This window comes from Actinokineospora auranticolor (assembly GCF_041897805.1).
GTDB classification, from domain to species: Bacteria; Actinomycetota; Actinomycetes; order Mycobacteriales; family Pseudonocardiaceae; genus Actinokineospora; species Actinokineospora auranticolor.
This window is the reverse complement of sequence record NZ_CP154825.1, coordinates 3,353,027-3,376,373: the sequence shown is the minus strand read 5'-3', so window position 1 is coordinate 3,376,373 and position 23,347 is coordinate 3,353,027. Positions and strand designations below refer to the sequence as shown.

At 69.0% G+C, this 23,347-nt stretch carries 17 protein-coding genes and 1 pseudogene; 8 read left to right on the top strand and 10 right to left on the bottom strand.

Annotation, left to right across the window (positions count from 1 at the left end; translation table 11 throughout):
* The first annotated feature begins 70 nt into the window (after positions 1-70).
* Complete coding sequence (locus tag V5P93_RS15320) at positions 71-838, top strand: thioesterase II family protein (protein ID WP_146107890.1); 768 nt, start codon at positions 71-73, stop codon at positions 836-838.
* Here the strand turns inward: V5P93_RS15320 and V5P93_RS15315 are convergent.
* From V5P93_RS15315 to V5P93_RS15275, 9 genes are all read right to left on the bottom strand, one after another.
* Entirely contained in the window at positions 830-1,672 is an 843-nt protein-coding gene (locus tag V5P93_RS15315; protein ID WP_181043268.1) for a bifunctional 5,10-methylenetetrahydrofolate dehydrogenase/5,10-methenyltetrahydrofolate cyclohydrolase, read from the bottom strand. The genes V5P93_RS15320 and V5P93_RS15315 overlap by 9 nt on opposite strands.
* Positions 1,673-1,797: 125 nt before the next feature.
* On the bottom strand, positions 1,798-2,418 hold the full coding sequence (locus tag V5P93_RS15310; RefSeq protein WP_104476198.1) for a cyclodeaminase/cyclohydrolase family protein: 621 nt from the start codon (positions 2,416-2,418) through the stop codon (positions 1,798-1,800).
* A gap of 93 nt (positions 2,419-2,511) precedes the next feature.
* Positions 2,512-3,111 carry a hypothetical protein gene (locus tag V5P93_RS15305; RefSeq protein WP_245930954.1) on the bottom strand — a complete coding sequence of 200 codons (600 nt, stop codon included), beginning with the start codon at positions 3,109-3,111 and terminating at the stop codon, positions 2,512-2,514.
* A 9-nt stretch (positions 3,112-3,120) separates the two neighbouring features.
* Positions 3,121-3,861 (bottom strand): very short patch repair endonuclease, encoded by a 741-nt coding sequence (locus V5P93_RS15300; protein WP_342752238.1) that lies wholly within the window; start codon positions 3,859-3,861, stop codon positions 3,121-3,123.
* On the bottom strand, positions 3,858-5,147 hold the full coding sequence (locus V5P93_RS15295) for a DNA cytosine methyltransferase (RefSeq protein ID WP_104476194.1): 1,290 nt from the start codon (positions 5,145-5,147) through the stop codon (positions 3,858-3,860). Before V5P93_RS15295 ends, V5P93_RS15300 begins: the two co-directional genes overlap by 4 nt.
* Positions 5,148-5,251: 104 nt before the next feature.
* Positions 5,252-8,140 carry a Z1 domain-containing protein gene (locus V5P93_RS15290; RefSeq protein WP_104476192.1) on the bottom strand — a complete coding sequence of 963 codons (2,889 nt, stop codon included), beginning with the start codon at positions 8,138-8,140 and terminating at the stop codon, positions 5,252-5,254.
* A complete protein-coding gene (locus V5P93_RS15285) occupies positions 8,140-9,135 on the bottom strand; it encodes a PD-(D/E)XK motif protein (RefSeq protein WP_146107889.1) in 996 nt (331 codons plus the stop codon). Before V5P93_RS15285 ends, V5P93_RS15290 begins: the two co-directional genes overlap by 1 nt.
* Complete coding sequence (locus V5P93_RS15280) at positions 9,132-10,565, bottom strand: ATP-binding protein (RefSeq protein ID WP_104476189.1); 1,434 nt, start codon at positions 10,563-10,565, stop codon at positions 9,132-9,134. The genes V5P93_RS15285 and V5P93_RS15280 overlap by 4 nt, the downstream gene beginning before the upstream one ends.
* A gap of 256 nt (positions 10,566-10,821) precedes the next feature.
* The gene (locus V5P93_RS15275; RefSeq protein WP_104476187.1) at positions 10,822-11,700 is read right to left on the bottom strand and encodes a hypothetical protein; all 879 of its coding nucleotides are present in this window, start codon (positions 11,698-11,700) and stop codon (positions 10,822-10,824) included.
* Positions 11,701-12,199: 499 nt separating this feature from the next.
* Between V5P93_RS15275 and V5P93_RS15270 the strand changes: the two genes are divergently transcribed.
* From V5P93_RS15270 to V5P93_RS15260, 3 genes and pseudogenes are all read left to right on the top strand, one after another.
* The gene (locus tag V5P93_RS15270) at positions 12,200-16,192 is read left to right on the top strand and encodes a Pls/PosA family non-ribosomal peptide synthetase (RefSeq protein WP_104476185.1); all 3,993 of its coding nucleotides are present in this window, start codon (positions 12,200-12,202) and stop codon (positions 16,190-16,192) included.
* A gap of 27 nt (positions 16,193-16,219) precedes the next feature.
* Positions 16,220-17,083 (top strand): diaminopimelate epimerase, encoded by an 864-nt coding sequence (gene dapF / locus V5P93_RS15265; RefSeq protein WP_104476183.1) that lies wholly within the window; start codon positions 16,220-16,222, stop codon positions 17,081-17,083.
* Between the two features lie 276 nt (positions 17,084-17,359).
* Positions 17,360-17,830: pseudogene (locus tag V5P93_RS15260) on the top strand (transposase family protein); the annotation flags it as partial.
* A 418-nt stretch (positions 17,831-18,248) separates the two neighbouring features.
* Here the strand turns inward: V5P93_RS15260 and V5P93_RS15255 are convergent.
* Positions 18,249-18,599 carry a DUF5997 family protein gene (locus V5P93_RS15255; RefSeq protein WP_219823899.1) on the bottom strand — a complete coding sequence of 117 codons (351 nt, stop codon included), beginning with the start codon at positions 18,597-18,599 and terminating at the stop codon, positions 18,249-18,251.
* Positions 18,600-18,680: 81 nt separating this feature from the next.
* Here V5P93_RS15255 and V5P93_RS15250 point away from each other — a divergent pair, with 81 nt between their 5' ends.
* The 4 genes from V5P93_RS15250 to V5P93_RS15235 all read left to right on the top strand — a co-directional run bounded on the left by V5P93_RS15250 (position 18,681) and on the right by V5P93_RS15235 (position 23,316).
* Positions 18,681-19,400 carry a LysR family transcriptional regulator substrate-binding protein gene (locus V5P93_RS15250; protein WP_104476179.1) on the top strand — a complete coding sequence of 240 codons (720 nt, stop codon included), beginning with the start codon at positions 18,681-18,683 and terminating at the stop codon, positions 19,398-19,400.
* 19 nt (positions 19,401-19,419) lie between these two features.
* A complete protein-coding gene (locus V5P93_RS15245) occupies positions 19,420-20,058 on the top strand; it encodes a hypothetical protein (RefSeq protein ID WP_374066206.1) in 639 nt (212 codons plus the stop codon).
* 227 nt (positions 20,059-20,285) lie between these two features.
* The gene (locus V5P93_RS15240) at positions 20,286-21,896 is read left to right on the top strand and encodes a fibronectin type III domain-containing protein (protein WP_374066204.1); all 1,611 of its coding nucleotides are present in this window, start codon (positions 20,286-20,288) and stop codon (positions 21,894-21,896) included.
* A 229-nt stretch (positions 21,897-22,125) separates the two neighbouring features.
* A complete protein-coding gene (locus V5P93_RS15235; protein ID WP_104476175.1) occupies positions 22,126-23,316 on the top strand; it encodes a TIGR02679 family protein in 1,191 nt (396 codons plus the stop codon).
* Positions 23,317-23,347: the final 31 nt, after the last annotated feature.

The window sequence follows — 23,347 nt, the reverse complement described above, 5'->3', positions numbered from 1 at the left end:
GCCATGGGTTTCGTGCCGCGTGCACGCGGTTGTCAGTGCTCGGGTTTCCCGCCCGCGGCCGGGGTTCGCCGTGCATAGGGCGGACACCCTGGGCGACCTGGACTGGCGGGTGTGCGTCCCGGGGACGCCGTGGGTGGGCCGGGCGCCCGCCAGGGGGATACTGCTGCTGTGCTTTCCCGGCGCGGGCAAGGGAAGCGTGATGTACCACCGGTGGCAGGAGGAGGGGCTGGACCCGCTGGCGGTCCGGTTGCCGGGGCGGGAATCGCGCTTCGGCGAACCCGCCGCCACCGAGGTGGCCGAGCTGGCCGACGAGGCGGCGGAGGCGCTGTTCCCGTTGGCCGACCGGCCTTTCGCGATCTTCGGCCACAGCATGGGCGCGCTCGTCGGCTTCGAGGTCGCCCGCCGCCTCGCCGCGCGCGGTCGGCCACCGCGGCGGTTGTTCGTCTCGGCCGGACCGGCCCCGCACCTGCCGTCCCCGCACCGGCTCCGGGCACGCGGTCTGTCCGATGAGGAACTGCTCGCCGCCGCCCGCCGCGCCTTCGACTCCATCGCGGACGCGGTGCCCGAGGACCGGCGGCTGCTGGGCCCGCTGCTGCGGCCGCTGCGCGCGGACCTGGCCATGGTGGAGCGGTACCGGCACTGCCCGACACCGCCGATGTCGTTCCCCATCACGGCTTTCGCGGGCCGCGAGGATTCCTACACCCCCGTGGACGAGATCCGCGAGTGGCGGGTGCAGACCTCGGCGGACTTCCGGCTGCGGGTGTTCCCGGGCGGACACTTCTACCTGGACGAGTGCCGCCGGGAACTCCTGCGGGACATCAGGTCCGACCTAGTGTGACGCCGCCTGGACGGTGTGCTGGAGCAGCAGGGCGGTGGTCACCGGACCGACCCCGCCCGGTACGGGTGTGACCGCGCCCGCCTTGTGGTCGACCGAGGCGACGTCGACGTCGCCGACCAGGCCGCCGTCGGCCGTCGGGTTGGTGCCGACATCCACGACGACCGCGCCCGCGGCCACGTGCGCGGCCGTGATCAGCCCGGCCCGGCCCACCGCGGCCACCACGACGTCGGCGGTCGAGGTGACGGCGGCCAGGTCCCGCGTGCGCGAGTGGCAGACGGTGACGGTCGCGTTCCGGTCCAGCAGCAGGTGCGCGGCGGGCTTCCCGACCACGGTCGACCGTCCCACCACCGCCACGTGCCGCCCGGCGAGCTCGACCTCGTGGTGCTCCAGCAACCGCACCACGGCCTCGGCCGTGGCGGGCGCGAACGCGGGCAGTCCGGCCGCCAACCGCCCCAGCGACAACGGATTCGCCCCATCCACGTCCTTCTCGAACGCGATATCCCCCGCCAACTCCTCCACCGAACACCCTTCAGGCAACGGCGTCTGAAGAATCACCCCGTGCACGGCCGGATCTGCCGACAACTCCCCCAACCGCCCCCGAATCACCTCAGCGGTCGCGTCCGGCCCCAGGTCGACGACATCGCACACAATCCCGACCTTCCCCGCCGCCTTGGCGATGGACCGCACATACCAGGCACTGGCCTCGTCCGCGGTCGCCACGACAACAACCAGCCGCGGCGGTACCCCGGCCGCGGCCAACGCACTCGCCCGCTCGGCGACATCGGCCCGAATCGCCGAAGCCAGTTCCTTTCCGGACAACACCAGCGCACTCACCAGAACACCCTTTCCACCCGCGAACGCCCACAACACACAGCCCACAACACAAAGTCGCGGCGCCCTGCCGCCACATAGTCCGCAACGCCGCGGAACTCCACCGCAGGCTCAGCCGATGATTCCACTCACCACGCGATCAGCTCGCGCACCGCCGCGGTCACCCGGTCGCAGCGGGCGAGGATCTCGTCCACATCGGCGCACCCCGCCACCAACTCCGCCCGGGCGGCCTCGTCCTTGATCCCCCCGAGATTGATCTCCACGTTCACCCGCCCGCACGCGGCAGCGCCCCGAGCGGCCTCCACCGCCGCCGCCACATCCGTGATCACGTTGCGATTCCCGATGGGCAGCAGCTCCTCCGCGAGCCCCACAACCTCCCGCGCCACCCCCACCACAGCCACAGGAGGCCGTCCAGCCCCCACCAACGCCTCCGCGATGGCCGCCGACCGCGCCGCCTTCGCCTCCGCACCGTCCCTCGGCAACCCGTACGCCGCCGCCACCGCCCCGAACGCGACCGCGTCCTCCTCCGCCAACCGCAACGCCGCCACGCGCAGCCGATCGGACTCCCCCACCACCCGCTCCACCACATCCCGGTGCGCGGCGTACTTCTCCCCCAACGAGTACCGCCCCACCATCCCCACCAAAGCCGCCCCCAACCCCACCTGCAACGCCGCGGCAGCCCCACCCCCGGGCGCGGGCACCCGATCGGCCAACCGCTCGAGGAACTCCCCGATTCGCTCGTCGTACATCAGCCACTCCCCTTCATCCGGTGATGGCGGGATCATCTCACCGGTCCAGGAACGATGTCGTTCGCGTGGCTCTCAAACGGATGCTCGCGACTCTCAGACCCGGTCTACCAAGTGGCGCGTGACCCTAATCAGATCAAGCCCACAGTGTTGGGCGACCTTGTCCTGGAAGACCTCTTCACCGGAAGTCAAGGTCTTGCCACCGCGCAGTACGACAAGGATCAAGGGCGGCACCCGGGCGTCGATCGCTTTGCCGACCGCCGCCCAGAGCAGGTCACGGAACGTGTGCGGCTGCCCCCAACACACATACCGCTCGGCGTCACCGTCAGTGATGTCAACGTGCATTGGTTTCTCGGCCAGAGTCCCGGGCACGGTGCGCCACCGTGGGCCCAACGCCTCACGGATGGTCTCACCGATGTCGACGAACCGCTTCGTCGCGTATTGCGCGTACTGCCCAACCCCTTCGAGCGCGCGCATGTACTCCTTCATCGGGCCGTCCTTCAACCACACGCGCATCCCCTCGGCGGTGAGGTAGTCGGCCAACTCACCACCGATCGCCGCGTCATCCACCCAGCGGGAGTACTGTGCGGTCCGCTGCGAGTCCTTCAAAGACTCCCAGTCTAACTCGACCACCTGCCGGTACAGTTCACGGCAGACGGCCTCGCGCACCGCTGCGGGCAACCTCTCCTTCGCCACCATGCCTCCCTAGCCATTGGTCGCCCGAGCACGCACCGCGACCTCAACCAGGTCCGCGGTCACCTTCGGGTCGTCGTGTTCCCAAGCCCGGATGACGGACCACCCCGCGGTTTCCAGCAGGGTGGTCGTCTCCGCGTCACGCCTGCGATTGCCCTCGATCTTGTCTCGCCAGAAAGCCGAGTTCACCGTCGACGGCCGGTGGTGTTCTGGACAACCGTGCCAATAACAACCATCGATGAAGACCGCTACGCGAGCTCTGGGAAAGACGACGTCGGCAGTGCGCCTAGACCCGGGCAAAGGACGGGCGGATACCCGGTACCGCAGTCCGCGGGCGTGCAAGAGGGTACGCAAAGCCAACTCCGGAGCGGTGTCACGGCCGCGGTTTCCCCGCATTGAGGCACGCACACCCGCGGATGACGCCCACGACCCTTCGGGCAACCGTTCGGGCGTGACGAGTCCAGCTCTACGAGCCATCGTCCAGGCTTCGACCAGGTTGCGAGCGCGGGTGGGATGGGGCACCACTCCGAGATCATGGGTGTGCACCTTGCCCCGGTTCGACCAGCGCAAGCGAGCGGTCACCTCCGAGTCGGACCGGTTCACCCGCAGGTCGACCGACGCTCGCGCGTAGCGATCCGCGCCGAGATCGACCATCCGGAGGTGCCTGCCGCCCGCGGCCCGGTCCTGTTCGGCGATCGTCTCGGCTGCGGTACGACCTGGCTTGGGCTTCCATGCCCGGTCACCGACGCTCACGATTCCGCAGCGACCCCGTCCAGGCACTTGGCCACCGCGTCGGCGAACACCTTCCCGAGCGCGACGGGCACCGCGTTGCCCAGCTGGCGCATCTTCTCACCGCGCGGTCCGCTGAGCTTCCAGCGGTCGGGGAACGTCATCACCCTCGCGGTCTCCCGCACGGTCATGTACCGGTGCCGGTAGCGGTAGCCGTCCGGGCTGCTGGTCGGATCCTTGACCAGTTCGTCGGTGAGCATCACGGATTCCCCACCAGGAACACCGTGTACGCCCGCCTTGACCGTCTTCGCTGGGCGGTCCAGCACATTGGGCGTGTGGCCGGGGTAGATCCGCGCATCAGGCCAGCCGACGTGGTAGGTGTATTTCTCCTCGTCGAACTCTTGCCGATCGAGGCGATGTTCGGGGATATCAGGCAAGCTCTTCTCGCCCTTCCCACCCTTCAAGGCGTCACGCAACGTGCGCCATGGCAACAACCCGTCATCCGGGTTCACTCCGGGGAGTACATCCGGGAGAGCTGCTTCAACACGAGCGCGGACGTGATCGGGTACCCCGGGATGGCGCTTCCAGTACCGGCCGTCACGGATCGACCCGTGCAGGGCTGCCTCGGAGTGCGTCGGTCGGATCAGTGCCTTGAACGTGTCGAGGTCGACGCCCAGATCCGCCCGGAACGCCACGATGATCACTCGGTTGCGGATCTGCGGGACGCCGTAGTCCGCCGCGTTGACCGGGGTCATGACCACGTCGTACCGCTTGGTCGGGTCAACCGACGCGATCTCGGTCTCGCGGAGCGCCTTGTCATGAGACTCCCAGCTCGACTCCGGATCACGTTCCAGGAACGGCAACCCCAGTTCACGGACGATGTAGTCGAAGTAGGGCTTGAACGACGCGCGGAGCAGCCCCCTGACGTTCTCGCAGATCACGACCTTGGGTTGGATTTCACGAACCGCTCGGAACATTTCCGGGAACATGTTCCGCTTGTCCTCGTCACCCTTGGCGACCCCTCCGAGGCTGAACGGCTGACAGGGTGGCCCACCCGCGAGGACGTCGACCCTGCCTTGCAGGTACCCCATCTTCAAGTCCTGCACGTCTCCGGGAACGAGTGGCCACTTGTCACCACGCTCCGGTATCCGCTCTTCCTCACCACGCAGCTCGATGTTGTTCGCCAAGAGCGTGTCGCACGCGTGTCGAGCGAACTCGTTGAGCAACAGCGGGCGGAAGCCCGCCTTGTGCACCGCCATCGCCAGCCCGCCACCCCCGGCGAACAGTTCCACCGAGGTACGGTCGGTCATCGTCTCGTCTCCATACTTTCAGGCGTCGGCGGGAGCCTAGCGCACCGCCGACCGTGGTCCCATCAACGACACAGGGTGACCAGGCACCTGTCCGGACCGCGGCGTCAGCCATCGACCAGGGCGTACGGCGGCTTGCTCGAATCCACAGTCCGCCACTGCAGCACGCCCGAAGTCTTCGTCTTCGCCAAACGCGACACGGTGCGGGGCATCATCAAGACAACCGCCATCACGACACCGGGCGGGTCGTTCTCCACGATTCCCGCGACCATCTCCCGCTTCCGGTCCACCACCGGATAGAGGATCAGTTTGCCCGTCGTGGCACCGACTTCGAGATTGTGGATCACCTCACGGTGCGCGCTGGTCGAGTTGCCACGTACCTTGTCATTGCTGTCCACCGCGCGTCCGTGCAAGCTCACAGGTCGTTGTGCCCGCAGGCTGGCCCGCCTGCCCCTCTTCTGCTGCGGAAGGATCACGCGCCAGTCCGTGATCACATCGGGGCCCAGTTTTCTAATCCACTCCAGATCAGGCGCGAACGTGGATGGCGTGGCCCAGGTCAGCTCGCCCAGCACAGAAACCATCCGGTCGTGACTCACCGTACCGATCAACGCGTCGAAAGACGGCTTTCCCTTATCCGACAAGGTCTCCAGCTCCGAGGCAGCAGCGATGAGCGGTACGCAAGCGTCAACGTTGCGCTCCAACACCGCTTTCTCGCTCATCGGAGGGTAGCCGGAACTGCGTTCGATGTTGCCACTGATGTTGCCGCCACGGCGTTCGACCAGTACCGCGTTGTACATTTTCGCTGCGGTCGTTGGACGGATCCCGTGACTGCTCACCAGCGGCGGAACCTCAGCCGGGGTGAGCCTCGGGCGACCATCCTCGTCGGCCGCGGCATAGAGTTCGAGTTCCTCACGGAAACTCCGCTCGTCCAGGCACACCGACTCGAAGGCGTCCCTGAGATCGGGAGTGAGGAACAGTCGAACCAGGTCGCGGTAGCCCTCGCGAAAACCGAACCACCGACCCATCTGCATAAGCGCGTCGGCGTTCTTCACCGCACGGACGTAGTAGGACACGGTCAAGCCCTCGACGGTGAATCCCCGGGCGAGCTTGTTGCCGCCGACCAGGATCCGCCAGACCGAGTAGTGGTCAAAGTTCACCTCATCCTGCTCGATATCCTGGTCGCTGTTGACCACAAGCACCGGGTTGCCCGCCGGACTGATCCGACGCGTGGCCTCTCCCAGGTAGGGGATCAGGTCCTCGAACGCCGCCGGAGTGGGCAGTTCGCCGACCAAGGCCGACGAGACGAGTGACAGGTCGTTCTCGAACGCGGCGCGCAATCTTGCATGACTGGCCGAGGAGTAATACCCCGCCTCGTCCCAGATCCGCCGGATCTGCTCGGCCGTCGTCCTGTGGATGTCGGTGTGCATGGCTTCATGGACCAACATGGTGTGGTGCTTGAACCGGGGGTAGCCACGGTCCTGGCGGTAGAGCTTCACAGCACCGGCAAGTACGAAGATGTCGATTGCCCGGCGCAGGTCGCCGTCGGAGTCCGGGTCGTCGACGAGCCGGAGATGAGCCCGCTCCTTCGAGTTCTCGAACGTCCGGTCCACGAGTGGGACGTCTGAATCGAGGTCGTGGAAGTCCTCCGCGCCCATGTAGCCGGGCGGACGTTCCAACGAGATGAGGAAGTCCTTAGGGAAGATGTCCTGCGCGTCGCTCGGATCGATGAAGACGTTGGCGAACGGGGTCGCGGTGTAGCCGACGTACTGCCCGCGCGGGAGCATGCCGAGCAGTTCGGAGATCAATCGGTTGATCGTGGTCCGGCTCTTCTTCCCCGCCTGCCAGCGTTTGGGATTGGTCGTGTTCACCGAGGCCTGGTCGGACTCGTCGTCAATGATCAGCGCTGGGATCTGGTGCAGTCGGGCGGTGATCCTCTTGAGGTCCTTGACCAGTTTGGTCAGCACCGGCCCGTTCTTCTTGACAATCATCAGGCGGGCGTCGGTGGCCAGCAGGTTATCGGGGTGGTTGAGCGGCTTGCTCCGGTGCGGTCGATCGAAGTCCAGGGCCGAGATGCCCTGTCGCAGGCTTTGGTAGTCGAACCGGCGAGTGGTCATCCGGTGGATGTCGGGCTTGCCGACGTCGGCGGGCCTGCAGCCATGCTCGACGAACTTGCCGTCCCGCCAGTCCTCGTCCTCTTGGTAGTCCACGGCGGCCAGCGCCTCGGGGCTGTCGATATCCACGCCGCGCAGGATGTTCTCCCGACCGACCAGCTCCATGTCAACCCGGCGCTGGGTCTGCTCACGCAGCATGTTGGTCGTACCGGTCAACACGATGATCAGCCGATAGCCCGCGTCGATGGCCTTGGCGATGACCCCGGTGAAGTTGGCTGTCTTGCCACTCTGGACATACCCGACGACCAATCCCTTGGCCTGGTAGGGCTCGGACCGGGTGGGCTCGCTGAGTCGTTCGACCACGTGACGGGTCGCGTTGTGCAGGCTGGTGATCGCGCGCTCGTCCCACCCCCGCCGAGTACGCAGGTGGTTGGCGTAGTGACTCCAATAGAAGTCACGCGCGCGGATCAATTCCTCGCTGTACCAGGGATTCCACTCCTTGGCGATCACCACGGTGCCGTCGCCGCCATGCACCGGGAACAACGAGCCGAACAACTGGGCGGTCTCCAGTTCGACACCGAGCTTGGCCAGGACCACCGCGCGGCGCTCAGGAGTGTTGGCGCCCGTGCCCGCGGTCCAGTCCGCGTCCTCGGGGCGGGCGTTGTCCCACTTGGCCAGCTTGATGTGCAACTCGTTGCGCAGCTCGTCGTCCGAGGCCGACGAGGCGGCCAGGTAGGCGCGGAGCGCCGCGTCGGAGACCTCAATGTCGCTACCGAACTCCTCCGCCTGCACCAACGCGTTGCGTCGCAAATCACGTGGACCGGAGCGGTTCATGGCGTCCAGGGCTGCCAGATAGGACTTCGCCATGGAGTCGGACATCGTCATCATCCCTCCTCGAAATCCGCAGCGGCCGCCAGCGACCGCGCCGGACGGCCGATTGGGGCGAGTCCGGTGAGGTCGACTCGGTAGCGAACCTCGGCCAGTCGATCGAGCGCGACACCCGCGCTCGCCAACGAATCCGGCGTCAGCCGGGGAAAGCACTCATCGACCGAGTACACCGCCGACGAGGTGCGACGGGTCCACCCGGTCTCGCATCGATCGGTCAAGTCGTCGTCCCACCCCCAAGCAACCAGACCGGACTCCAGGTCGTCGCGGCTGGCACCGGCCCCGACGAGGCCACGCACCCGCCCGATGAGCTCGGGCAACCGCGCACCTGTCCCGACCCCCGCCTGGGTGAGCTGGTGTGAGACGAGCCATAGTGGCCGGTCCCGCGTAGGCACAAGCTGGGTCAACGATTCGACCCAGTGTGTGCGCCGCTCACCACTGGTGGTCTTCACCTCCAGGTCATGCCCCGGTAGTCCGAAGTCGTGCTCTTCGCGCCCCGGCCCCCGCCAAGCGGCTAGTGCGGCCGCCACGCCCTCTGTGCAGACAAGCCCGGCGAGGCTGAGCAGTTCCCCGAACAGTCCGATCTCACGTTCCCTCGGGAAGGCGTCTTCGCGTCTGAGCAGGGCCGCGAACTCGCGCAGTGTGAGCGCCAAGGCGTCGGCGGGTCGTATCCCATCGAGCTGGACCCGGTCAGCGATCGAGCACAGCAACGGATACGCGGCCTGGAACAGCGCGGGGACGGTGACCACGACCTCAAAGGCTCGCCCTTCGCCGTGGTGGGTCACACGGCTGACAACGTGCCGCAGGCGAGTGGGAGGCGCGGACTCGATCTCCGGCACATGCACCCGTAGACCCATATGGCCTGATGAAGGGGTTACGAACAGCCAGGCAGGCGGATCGCCCGCGATGGGCCGAAGATACGGCACGCCCTCGGCTAGAACTCGATCGAGATGTCCAGGTACGAGGTGCCGCTCAGGACGCGGCGTGGCGGTCACCGTCGTTCCGCCCGCACGGCCGTGGTCAGTACCGACTTCCAGAGCTCGATGTTGTCCTTGTCGCGAGAGCCGAGGTACTCGCCCTGGAAAACATCCTCCATCAACAGGTAGATCAGCGTCTTGATGAGCGGCAGGTCGTTGAGACCGCCGTGGCGGTCACCAAGCAGCATCTTTCTATACCGCTTGTTCAACCAGATCGTCTGTTCATCTCTGTCGATGTCGAAGAACTGGTCGTCGTCGAAATCCCGCCAGCGGATGTCCACCGGGTCGGCCTTGAGCGCCTCGATCTCCGACTCGAGTGTGTCCCTGAGCCCGGGGGTGAACCCACGACCCGGGGGGATCATCGGCTTGCGGCTCGTCCGGCGCTTGTTTCCCGCTTGGTAGACCTGCTCGGCCTGGTAGAAGTAGTCGGCGAAGGTGCTCCCGTCGTCGGCACGGGCCGACTCACAGGCCTGGCCGAACTCCGGGCGGACCTGGACCCGCGACTTCTCCGGGTTCATCCGCAAGAATGCCTCAACGTCGCTGTCGATCTCGACCTCGACCCTGGCGAGTTGGAGCTTCGGGTGGGGCGCGTGGACGCCCTCCCACCCCCCGGGCTGCAGGAGTCGGTCCCGGCGGTAGAAGTACATCCCCTGGTGGTCGGCGGGGCGGCCGTTGAGCTTGAACTGACGAGCGGTCGAGCGCGGTGGCCAGATGTGGCAGCGGAAGCTCAGCGAGCGGCCGTCGACGGTCGCGTTGAGATCCTTGGGAAAGCCAGTGGCACCGGTGCGGTGGTAGTGGAACGGGTTGATCGGCTCCACGGTGACCGGAGAGGTGGAAGCCGCGGAACCCGCCTCGTGGACGTCGAAGGCGATGGTGACGCGTCCGCGCTCGATGAGGCGGTGGAAGACCAGCCCGAGGTGGTTGCACGCGGTGGTGACCTTCTGCGTGACGAACCGCTCGACGAGGCGCTCATCGGTGGTGGCGGGAAACCCACCGACCTGGTCCCAGCGAACGATGGTGCCTCCGCCGGTAGCGGGCAAGCCGCGGTCCTGAGCGAGTTCCCGATCGGCGAAGAGCTCCGGGACGACGTCGCAGAGGAAACCGGTCCGGGCCTCGTCCAGGCGCCAACGCCGCCCGACCGCGGGCGCGCCAGGCGCCCGCGAAAGCACGGTGAGCTCGCGGGCCTGGCTGAAGGAAGCCGCCTTGAGACCCAACCCGAACCACCCGAGGTCGGCGTCACCGTAGGCACGGCGACCGCCCACGGTCATCGCGTCGTCGATCCGATCCGGGGCGATCCCGCGCCCGTTGTCCACGACATAGAGCGAGCACAGGCGGCCCCGGTCGCGTACGAACCGGATCAGGACGTTCGTGGCGTCGGCGTCGATCGAGTTGTCGACCAGATCGGCGAGCGCCGTCTCGAACGAGTGGTTGCGACCGATGGCCTCCATCGTCCGTGAATCGGGTGGGAGCTCGACACTCCCCTCGGTGGGAACGCGCACAGTCCACTCGGCCGTCGTCACTCGGTACCCGCCCCCTCGTTTGGTGCTTACACCGCAGGTAATAGGCCCATTCGGCCGCCGCGTTACACCAACCTTAGCCCCGGGGTGAACGCTCGGGGACTCTTAGTCACCGATTGACTCCCGACCACCCGTGTCCGACGGCTTCGACACCGCCTCGCGGGCAGGGACGACAGCGCGGGTCTACTCAGCCGATCCGCTCGGCTACCACGCGTATGCCGGTGGGTTCGACGAGCAGGACCGTGGGGAGTAGGGGATCCGCCGCACGGGGGGTGGTGGTGAGGACCTCTTCACGGATGAGGTCCAGCCAGTCGGAGCGGGCGCCCGCGATGAGGAGGTAGTCCGGGGTGGGCAGGCCGACCACGAGCCGGTCGTCGGCGAGGCGGCGCGCCATGCGGGCGTGGAAGCCCTCGACCGCCACCGCCGACGCGGCCAGGCGCGGTTGGCGGGTGAGGGTGAGCAGGTCGCCATGGTCTGAGTGCTGGGTGTCGACGCGCAGGCCCTGGGTCAGGTTGCGGCCCGCGGTGGCGAGCAGTTCGGCGAACGGCGGTGCGCCCATCTCGTCGTAGTCGTCGGTGGTGACGTGGTCGGGCGCGGCCGGGGCCCCCGCCCAGTCGAGCCAGGCGAGGGACACCGCTACCCGGCCGGGGACCAGCGGGGCGTGCGGCAGCCGCGACAGGGCCGCGGACGCGGGGGCGGACCTGCTCCACAGCAGCGGCAGCAGCTCGGCGCCGCGGTCGGCGGCGCGCAGGCGGACCACCTCCGCGACCGCGTGCCGGGCGCGGGCGAAGGCCTGGTCCCAGCCCTCGGCGGTGGGGCGGGGGAAGCGGTGGGTGCAGTGGGCGGCGGGGAACGTGGTGGCGAGGTAGTCCTTGTCGGCCGACGAGGGCTCCCACTCGCTGTGCACGGCGACGACCTCGGTGGGGTCCACCCGGCGGTGGCGGGTGGCGCTGCGCCACGCGCGGCGGATCGCGGCGTCGTCGCGGGTGGGGGTGCTGGCGAACACCGCACCGGCGGGGGCGCGGAGCCGGAAGACGACGACGTTGACGGTGAAATCCTCGCTCACCGGTCGACCGCCACTCGGATGTCGCAACGCCGGGTCACTCGAACGCCGCAGTGACCCCACGCGACAGTGGGCGAATGCGTCATGCGATGTCATCCTACCGGCCGCCGGGTGCCCGTGCCGATCGCCGAAAGGCCCGATAGCGACATTCTTTCATAAACAGTTTTCCATTCCACGTCACCCACTTGAACCCGGCCGATTGTCGGTGCGTTCACATCTACAGAAGGAATGTTCACAGATAAACGCCCTACGATCGGAGGAAACTTCGCATCCCGGCCGCGATCGGCCGCCTACATCGGCACATATTATGTTCGGCGATTATGTCCTGCCTTCAGCTCAAGCCAGGCGCGCGTACGGCGGTAGCAACCCATAGGTACCCGAACTAATTTGGTGTCGTTCCCACGACGCGTAGACCCTCCAGTGGCGACTCCGCCAGTTATTTCGAGCGTCGTGACGATGTGGCACGGGCACCGGCCCGACGTGTTTGGTCAAAGGACGGAATATGGCGAGCGCAAATGGTCGGACTGCGGTATTCGACAAGCGGGGGAGCACGCGGGCGCGGGTGCTCCCCGAGTGCTTCGAACTGACCTGTGACCGCACCCCGGACGCGACCGCCGTCGAGTGCGACGGCGAGCGGCTGACCTACCGCGAGCTCGACCGGGCCGCGAACCGCCTGGCCGCGCTGCTGCGCGAGCGCGGTGTCCGCCCGGGCGACAACGTCGGGATCCTTTTGCGGCGCAGCACGGACACCTACGTCGCGCTGCTCGGCGTGATGAAGGCGGGCGCGGCCTACGTGCCCATCGACACGTCCTTCCCGGCCGACCGCGTGCGGTTCATGGCCGAGGACGCGAGCCTGACCCACCTGGTCACCTGGTCCGGCGCCGCAGACCGCACCGCCGACCTCGCCTGCCCGGTCCTCGCGCTCGACGAGTCCGCGGCCGAGATCGCCGCGCGCTCCGGCGACCGGCTCGACCTGGAGATCGACCCGGACACCCCGTGCTACATCATCTACACCTCGGGGTCGACCGGGAAACCCAAGGGCGTGGCCATCTCGCACGCCAGCATCGTCAACTTCCTCGACGTGGCCACCCCGATCTACGGCGTGACCGGCGACGACCGCGTCTACCAGGGGATGTCGATCAGCTTCGACTTCCACCTCGAGGAGATGTGGCCCGCCTGGGTCGGCGGCGCCGCGCTCGTCGCGGGCCCCAACGACGCCCGCCGCTTCGGGCAGGGCCTCACCGACTTCCTCACCGAGCACCGCGTGACCGTGCTGTGCAGCGTGCCGACGTTGTTGACCACGGTGGAGAACGTGCCGCCGACGGTGCGCTGCCTGCTGGTCAGCGGCGAGGCGATGCCGCCGGACCTGGTGCGCAAGTGGTCGGGGCCGGACCGGCGGATCCTCAACTGCTACGGCCCCACCGAGACCACGGTGTCCTCCAGCTGCGCCGAACTGGTCGCCGACCAGCCGGTCACCCTGGGCACACCGTTCCCCACGTACCGGTTCTACATCCTCGACGACCAACTGCGTGAGGTCGCCGAGGGCGAGACCGGCGAGATCTGCATCGGCGGTCCCGGCGTCGGCATCGGCTACCTCAACCGCCCGGAGTTGACCGCCGAGCGGTTCGTCACCAACCCCGTCGAGCGCGACCGCGCCGAGGTGCCGCGCGTCTACCGCACGGGCGACCTGGGCCGCCGCACCCCGGCGGGCGAGTACGAGTTCTTCGGCCGGATGGACACCCAGGTCAAGATCCGCGGCTACCGGGTCGAGCTGGGCGAGATCGAGCAGGTGATCCGCGAGGACGAGGCCGTCGAGAACGCGGTCGTGACCACTTTGGACCGTGACGGGGTGCCGAACCTGGTCGCCTACCTCACGTTGTCCGTCGCGGACGCCGACGAGGCCGAGTTGCGGGACCGCCTGCACGCCACCCTCCGCAGGCGCTTGGCGCCCTACATGGTGCCCAGCTACCTCGAGGTACTGGACAGCTTCCCGCTGCTGGCCGCCGACAAGGTCAACCGCGCCGCGCTGCCCGCCCCCACGTCACCGCCACTGGGCGCGAACACGGGACCACACGTCCCACCAGAGGGTCCACTTGAGACAGATCTGGCCGGTGTGTGGTCGGAGATCCTCGAGGTCGAGCAGGTTTCGGCCGAGGCGGACTTCTTCTGCGACCTCGGCGGTCACTCGCTGACCGCCGCGCGCGTGGTCTCCCGGCTGCGCGCGCTGCCCGGGTTGCGCGGCCTGGCGATGGGCGACCTCTACGCCAACCCCACGGTCCGCGCGCTCGCCCAGCACGTCGAGTCCACCGCCGCGCCCACCGAGGACACGGCCGTGGACACCGCGAAGCCCGAGCCGCGCAAGCACTCCGGGTTGCGAGTGTGGGCGTGCGGTGTGGCGCAGATGGTCCTGCTCTACACCTGGCTGGCGCTGTTGGCCTCCCCGGTGTTGGCCCTGGCGTACGTCGTCACGGTGCGGGCGAAGGGCGCCTCGTCGGGCGCGGTCCTCGGCGCGGAGAGCGCGAGCCTGGGGGTCCTGATCCCGGTCTGGGTGGCGTGGTTCCTGTTCACCAGCTTCGGGTTGCCGATCATCGCCAGCAGGTTGGTCATGTTGCGGGTCCGCGAGGGCTGGTACCCGTTGTGGGGCCGGACGTACCTGCGGTTCTGGTTCCACGCCAGGGTCGCCGCGCTGGCGCCCCTGGCGCTGCTGTCCGGCACTCCCCTGCTGCCGCTGTACCTGCGGCTCATGGGCGCGAAGGTCGGCCGCGACTGCCAGCTCTCCACCCCGCTGATCCGGCTGGCGCGGTTCGTCGAGATCGGCGACGGCGTCAGCATCGGCGACCGGGCCCGGGTGGAGACGTACGCGGTGGAGCACGGCTGGCTGCGGTTGGCGCGGGTGCGCATCGGCGACGGCGCGCACGTCGGCGCGAACTCCGCGGTCATGGCCGGTGCCGAGATCGGCGCGAACGCCACGGTGGGTCACCAGTCGCTGGTGCACGCGGGGGCTCGGGTCCCCGGGGGTGAGCACTGGATCGGTTCGCCGCTGCGCAAGCTGCCCGCCATGCCGCAGCAGCTGCGGGAGATGGCCGACCGCGCCGACACCCGCCGCTGGCCGGTCACCGTGCTGTTCGGCTACCTCGTGGGTCTGCTGTTCCTGATCGTCCTCCCGCTGGCGCTGCTCGTGCCCAGCGGCGCGGTGATCTTCTACGGGATCAACCAGGGCACGGTCGGGTGGATCGTGGGCTGTGCCGTCGCGGCGGGCCCGGTGTTCGTGTTCACGACGTGCCTGGTGCTGACCGCGCTGAAGCGGCTCGTGCTGTTCCGGGCGCGGCCGGGGATCTACTCGGACAAGGGTTTCTTCGGCCTGCGCCTGTGGTTCGCGCACCGGCTGCTGGACATGGTCGTCGCCCAGGTCCGGACGATCTTCTGCACGCTCTACGCGATCCCGCTGCTGCGCGGGCTCGGCCTGCGGGTCGGCAAGTGGTGCGAGATCGCCATCCCGACGCACATCAACGTCGACATGACGACCATGGGCGACCAGTGCTTCCTCGCCGCGGGCATCCTGGTGTCGCCGCCGGTGCACCACCGCGGTCTCGTGGCGCTGCGGATGGCGGAGATGTCCGACCGCAGCTTCATCGGCAACGTGGCGCTGGTGCCGGGCGGCACGCGGATGGGCTCGAACAGCCTGCTCGGCGTGATGTCGGTGCCGCCCGCCGACCGGCCGATGGACCCGGAGACGACCTGGCTCGGTTCACCGTCGTTCTTCCTGCCGCGCAGGCAGACCAGCCAGGACTTCCCGGAGAAGTTCACCTACCGGCCGACGCCGACCATGGTCGCGGTGCGGCTGTTCCTGGAGCTGTTCCGGGTGTTCCTGCCGACGATGCTGACCACCGCGGGCACGTTCGCGGGCATCTACGCGATGGTCTACCTGCTCGGCCACTTCTCCCCGTTCGTCCTGGTGACCATGCTCCCGGCGATCACCCTGGGCGTCGGGTTGGCCGAGACGGTGGTCGTGGTCGTGCTGAAGTGGCTGGTCATGCGGGTGTACCGGCCGCGCACGGAGCCGTACTGGGGCACCTGGGTGCGCGGCACGGAACTGATCACCGGCCTGTACGAGGCGGTGGCGGTGCCGCGGCTGATCGGCAACTTCGTCGGCTCGCCGTGGATCGTGCCGCTGGTCCGCCTCTTCGGCGTGCGGGTCGGGCGCCGGGTGTGGCTGAACACGGTGTCGTTCACCGAGTTCGACCTGGTGCGCGTCGGCGACGACGCGGCGGTCGGCGAAGAGGCGGACCTGCAGACCCACCTGTTCGAGGACCGGGTCATGAAGATGTCGTACTCCAAGGCGTCGGCGGGTTCGACGGTCGGCAGCCACGCGGTGGTGCTCTACGACGCCGAGGTGTCCGCCGGGTCGTTCCTCGACGCCGACTCGCTGGTGATGAAGGGCGAGGTGCTGCCCGACACCAGCGGCTGGCGCGGCATCCCGGCCCGACCGCTCTAGCCGCCACTCCCAGGGAAAGGGCAAACGATGGACGTCGACCCGCGGGTGCTCGCCTCGGACCACGACCGCCTGCGCCGCCGAGCGGTGCGCGGTGTGGGGCTGGACGGGCTCGTGTTCGCGCTCATGCACGGCAACGGCAACGTCATCCTGGTCGTGGACACCGACCGCAGCGGACTTGAACGGTCCGATGTGGACAGTGTTTTGGCCAAGGAGATCTGCCAGACCTTCACCGCCATCCGCGTGGACGGCATCGCCTTCCTGTCGTTTGTAGACGCGGGCGTGAAGATGACCTACTTCGAGGGCGACGGCCTGCACTCGGTGATGTGCGGCAACGCCCTGCGCTGCCTGACCAGGTACTGCGTGGACCGCGGCTACCTACCCGCGGACCAGGACTTCGTCGCCACCGACGACGGCCCGAAATGGGTCTCCGCCGCGGGCGGCGAGGTCCGCGTAGCCCTCGGCGAAGGCCGCGAGTTCCAGCAGGTGGACGCCGACCGCTGGTTCGTCTTCAGCGCCCTACCCCACCTGGTGGTGGAGGTCCCCGACCTGGCCGCCGTAGACGTCAAACGCGAGGGCGCCACCCTGCGCTTCGACGAGAAACTGGCCGCCCACCTGGGCCACCAAGGCCTGCACGTGGACTTCGTCCAACGCCACGCCGACCACATCGCCATTCGCACATACGAACCGGGCACGGAGGACGAAACCCTCGCCTGCGGCACCGGCGTGGGCGGCGCCGCCTACGTGGCGAACACCGTCTGGCAACTCCCGTTCCCCATCCGGGTCCAGACCAGAGGCGGCGAGATGACCGTGGACCACCACGACCACGGCCTCCTGATCAGCGGCACCATCGCCTACCTGCTGACCGCCGACACCCCCCAACGCGCCGGCTGACCCCACTCGCCCCCACTCCCTCGCCCGGGACATCGTCCCGGGCGAGGGACAACCGAACACGACCGAAGACCGACAGCCGTCCACCGGAGGCTCCAGAACTCACGGCGGACGGCTCGGTCCCAAGTCGCGCGGCGCGCCCCCCCAACAAGCCCAGTTCGCTCGTCGACCACATGTCCTACCAGCCAGAACGCCACCGGAGCCCGACTCGCGCCAACCCCGCACACTGTTCCCGCCAACCCCGCTCAGACCACACACGGCCCCCAACCCACCTCGGGGGTCGGCCAGGTCGCGATCGTGGACGGCACCCGGGTGCCCACCCGCGACCACCGCCTCGCCGCGAGGTCGAAGAACCACCGCTACTCGACCAACCCGCAGGTCGCCATCGACGCCGACACCCGCCTGGTGATCGCCACCGGCGAGCCGAAGCCGGGCAACCGCAACGACTGCACCGTCTATCGCGACTCCGGCATCGCCGACGTGCTCGACGGCCGCCCCGTCATGGCCGACGGCGGCTACCAGGGCAACCCCGAAGTGATCGGGCCCTACCGCAAACCCCGCGACAGCGGCGAACTCGCCGACTGGCAGGAAGACCTCAACACCGTCCACCGCTCGATCCGGGCCCGCGCCGAACACGCCCTGGCCCGCATGAAGAACTGGACCATCCTGCGCGACTACCGCCGCGCAGCCCACACCCTGCGCGACACCGCCTCAGACATCGCCCACCTCCACAACCTCACCCTCACCGGCTGGCCAAGAATTACCCGAGCCGCCAACCATAAGATCAGTTACGTGACATCCCTTAGTGGGGGAGCAAGGTCTTTCGGCGGTGACCGAAGAAGCTGTGGACAGGTCGGCGCCATGTGGACAACCCCGCCGATCGCATTGTTCAACAATTGAGCAATTTGTCCGCGATGGCGCGATCTACCGACCAATCGAGATGGCATCGCCCCAGAGCGAGATGGGCGTCGCACAGATCGGGGCCGTAGTAACCGACTCGTGGCCGACCAGACGCCACGCTCGGTGGGGGCGAAGTTGCGAGACGCCGACCAAACCGGACTTTCACCACCGCGACCACGGGCTCATCAACAAGCCACAGCCCGCCCCGCTCAGACCGGTCCCCAGCGACCACTCGAGCCGCTTGACCACGCAGCCGGCGAGCCCGACCTCAGTCCGGCTTGCGGGCCCCGCGCAAGCGGGTCTCCTCCTTGCGGACCTCCACCTGCAACGCCCGCTCCCGCTGCAACCAATCCGGGTTCTCCGTCTTGATCGCCTCGATCTGCTCCGTCGTCAACGCCTCCGTCACCCCGGCCCGCGTCAGCCCACCGATCGACACGCGCAGTTTCGCGGCCACCACCTGCCGCGGGTGGGGGCCGTCGCGGCGGAGGTCGCGGAGCCAGGTGGGCGGGTCGGTCTGCAGGGCGTTCAGCTCGTCCCGGGAGACCACGCCGTCGCGGAACTCCGCCGGGGTGGCCTCCAGGTACACGCCGAGTTTCTTGGCCGCGGTGGCGGGCTTCATCGTCTGGCTGCTCTTGCGCGGCGAGGTCATGCGGGCGAGGGTACCGGGCGGCCATCCGCTCACGCCCAGTAACCTGGGTCCGTGACCAGCCCGGACGCGCCCGCCCCCTTCCGACTCGGGTACGTCCCGGGTGTGACGCCAGCCAAGTGGGTGACCGGCTGGACCGAGCGCTTCCCCGCCGCCCCGCTGGACCTGACGCAGGTGGCGGCGGCCGACGCGGCCGGGCTGGTGCGCGACGGGCGGGTCGACGCCGTCCTGTTGCGACTGCCGACCGACCGCGACGGGCTGCACGCCATCCCGCTGTACACCGAGGTCACGGTCGTGGTCGTGCCCAAGGGCCACCTGTTCGCCGACGCCGACGAACTGTCCACCTCGGACCTGGTCGACGAGGTCCTCCTGCACCCCCACGACGACACCCTCGGCTGGGAGCGTCCCCCGGGCCAAGCGGCGCTGCACCGTCCGGATACGACCGGTGACGCCATCGAGCTCGTCGCCGCCGGCGTCGGCCTGCTCGTCGTCCCCCAGTCCCTGGCCCGCCTGCACCACCGCCGCGACCTCACCTACCGCCCGCTCACCGACGCCCCCCAGTCGACCGTCGCCCTGTCCTGGCTGGAGGACGGCACCACCGACCCCATCGACGACTTCATCGGCATCGTCCGCGGCCGCACCCCCAACAGCACCCGCGGCCGCACCCCGGCGAAACCGCAGACGACAACACCGAGAACGAAGCCGCAACCGAAACCCACGAGTCGCGGAAAGACCGCCGCCGCCAAGCCCGGAAAACGCCGTCGCCGAGGGTGACACCGCTATCCTCGGCGCCATGGGGAGATCTGGGGTGAAACTCCGACGCTGGGCGCCGCTGCTCGCGGTACTCATCATCAGCGCGGCCGCCCAACCGTGGCTGCAGCGCCCGGACAGCCGGACGGCGTTCGTCGTCGACACCTCGGTGAGCAACATCAGCGCCGACTTCGTCGGGGTGGCCGACGCCGTCAGCGCGGCGGCGCGGAACGCTGGCGAGGAGGAGTACCTCTCCCTGCGCGGCTTCAGCGGCCCGTGCGACGGCGCGAACACCTCGCTCATGGTCAACGGCGACAGCCCCGAGTTCCTCGCCGAGCAGTTGCGGAACCTGGCCCCGGGCGGCGCCGCGACGCTGGAGAGCGGGCTGCTGGCCGCCATCGACGACTTCGACAGCTGGTTCCCGCTGCCGGGCAGCGAGCGGAACCGGATCGTGCTCGTCACCACCCGCGGCGTCGACCGCTGCCGGACCGACCAATCCGCCGTGCACCGCGCCGTCGCGGACAAGGCGCGGGATTCGGGCGTTTCCCTCGACTTCCGCATCATCGGCTACCACGTTCCCACCGATGAACAACAGGCGTTGACCGACCTCGCCGCCGCGCTCGGCGCGCCCGCGCCGCGATTCACCGGAACACCAACGGAATTGGCCGACGCGCTCCGGTAGACCGCCGCGTCGACCCGTTCGTCAAGTGTCTCGACGGTGCTGTTTGTTGCCATGTTCCCAGTGCGGACAACGTCTGGTGGGCTATTGACACCCCGGCGGGGGTGCACTTCAATCCGCTTATGGTCTGGACCAATTCCGCGCTGTGTCCCCGGCGGGCGACCGGTCCGGGCCGCACCCTGCCGTCCCCCTGATCCGCACCGGGAGTCCATGTGCGTACCCGACATCGCTTGCTCGCCAGTCTGAGCGCCGCCGCGCTGGCCACCGCGGGGGTGGTGATGGCGGCGGGCACGGCCGAGGCGGCCAACCTGCTCACCAACCCCGACTTCGAGACCGGCACCCTCTCCGGCTGGAACTGCGCGGCCGGCTCCGGGTCCATCGTGTCCACCCCGGTGCACGGCGGCTCGAACGCGCTGGCCGGTGCCGCGTCCGGCAGCAACATCGCCCGCTGCGCGCAGACCGTCGCGGTCCAGCCCAGCACCGCGTACACCTTCTCCGGGTGGTTGCGCGGCAACTTCGTGTACCTCGGCGTCAACGGCGGCACGTCCACCTGGACGTCGTCGGCGGGCAACTACACCCGGGTGTCCATCAGCTTCACCACCGCGGCGAGCCAGAACTCCGCCGAGGTGTACGTGCAGGGCTGGTACGGCCAGGGCACCTACTACGCCGACGACCTCAGCCTCGACGGCCCCGGCGGCGGTCCCGGCGGCGACACCCAGGCTCCCACCACCCCGGGGAACGTGCGCTCCACCGGCGCCACCGCGAACAGCGTGTCGCTGTCCTGGGACGCCTCGACCGACAACGTCGGCGTGACCGGCTACGACGTGATCCGCGAGGGCGGCGCCACCACCTCGGTGACCGGCACCAGCGCGACCGTCACCGGCCTGTCCGCGAGCACGCAGTACCGCTTCACCGTGCGCGCCAAGGACAAGGCGGGCAACCTGTCCCCCGCGTCCGCGCCGGTCACGGCGACCACCACCGAGGGTGGCGGTGGCCCCGGCCCCGGCCGGTTCATCCAGGCCGCGCCGTACCTCTACCTGGGCTGGGGCAACCCGCCCGCGCCCGCGGACGTCATCCGCGCCACGGGCGTCAAGTGGTTCACCATGGCGTTCATCCTGGCGCAGAACGGCTGCAACCCCGCGTGGGACAGCCAGCGACCGCTGCTCGGCGGCACCGACGAGTCCGCGATCAAGGCCATCCGCGCGGCGGGCGGTGACGTCGTCCCGTCGATCGGCGGCTGGAGCGGCAACAAGCTCGGCCCGAACTGCTCGACGGCGGAGGCGCTGGCGGGGGCGTACCAGAAGGTCATCACCGCCTACGGCCTCAAGGCGATCGACGTCGACATCGAGAACACCGACGAGTTCGAGAGCGCCGCGGTGCAGGACCGGATCCTGACCGCGCTGAAGATCGTCAAGCAGAACAACCCGGGTCTGCGCACGATCCTGACCTTCCCGACGCTCAACACCGGCCCGAACTCGTGGGGCAACCGGCTGATCGAGCAGTCGAAGGTGCTCAACGCCGACATCGACAACTTCACCATCATGCCGTTCAACTTCGGCGGCGGCGCCGACATGTACGGCAACACGGTGAAGTCGACCAACGGCCTGAAGGACAAGGTGAAGTCGGTCTTCGGCCTCACCGACGCCGAGGCCTACGCCAAGGTCGGCATCTCCGGCATGAACAACATGAGCGACTCGAACGAGAACACCACCACCGCGATCTGGACCCAGATCCGTGACTGGTCCAACGCCAACCACATCGGCCGCCTGTCCTTCTGGGCCGTCAACCGGGACCGTCCCAACTGGGACTTCACCCGCATCACCGTCGGCTTCACCGGCTGACAAACGCACTGAGCGAACAGATCCGACCGGAAACCGGGCGCGGCCACCATGTCCGCGCCCGGTTTTCCTTTCTCCGCCACCACACCCTCGCCACGCCGAGCGAACAGAACCGCCCGGCAACCGGGCACGGACAGGCGACCCCGGCCGGGCACGGTCAGCACGCTGTTCCCAGTCTTCTCTCCCCCTTGCTAGGTTGGGTTCCCCAGTCCCCCACGGCGCGAGATCGGCGATGGTGAACAGCGAACTCCCCCGGGACCTCGTCCCCGTCTGGGAATCCGTCCACCACCGCCTGTCCTCCGGACGTGCCGTGGCGCGGATCCGGCTGGGTCCGCTGAGTCCCGCTCAGCAATCCGCCCTGGCCGACCTCCTCGGCGCCGACCGCCTCCCCGGCCCCACCCCGTCGGTCCCGCTCAACGACCTCGACACCGCCATCCGCGCCGCCACCGGCCGCACCACCAGCGAGTTCGTCACCGACCTCCTCGGCCCGCTCGCCAACCGCGCCCAACGCCGCGACGACGTCGCCGACCTCTGGGCCTGGCTGGCCGCGCACCCCGTCGTGACCGCCCAACCCGCCCTCCACGACTGGACGCGCGCCGTCCGCCAAGCCGGGCTGGTCAACGGCTCCATCGCACAAACCCGCACACGCCTCGACGCCGTCCTGCGCGTGCTGGACCACCTCCCCGCCCCAGGCACCCCGCTCCCCGCCCTCGCCGACGAACTCCTGCACGACCCCCACGCCCTCGACGACGGCACCGCGCACTCGACCCTCGTCCTCCGCGCCCTCGCCGCCATCCACACCGTCGACCCACCGAACGACGCCCAAGCGCGCCGCGACCTCTGGGCCAAGGCAGGCGTCGCCGACGACGAACTGTCCTCCACCGTCCTCGCCGCCGGACTCCGCCCCACCGACGAGCACCTGACCGCCACCCTCCTGCGCGCCTGCGCCGACGCCGGTCAAGCCGCCTGCCTCACCCTCGGCCACCTCCGCGCCGCCGCGGACCTCAACGGCCCACCACGAACCGTCTGCACAGTGGAGAACCCCACCGTCCTCGCCCTGGCCCTGACCCGCTTCGGCCGCGACTGCCCGCCGATCGTCTGCGTCTCCGGCTGGCCCAACGGCGCCGCGATCCGACTGCTGCGCCTCCTCGCCGACGCCGGCCACACCCTGCGCTACCACGGCGACTTCGACGGCGAGGGCCTCCGCATCGCCGCGCACGTCATGGCCCGGACCGGCGCGGTCCCCTGGCGGATGACCACCGCCGACTACCTCGCCGCCGTCGGCCCCACCGGCCCCCCGGTCGGACGGGTCACCGACGCGCCCTGGGACCCCGGTCTCGCCGCCGCGCTCACCGCGCGCGGTGTCGCGGTGCCGGAGGAACGGGTGGCGACCGTCCTACTTGACGAGATCGACGCCGGTTGACGAAACACCCGGGGCCCGCGCGGAGATGAAC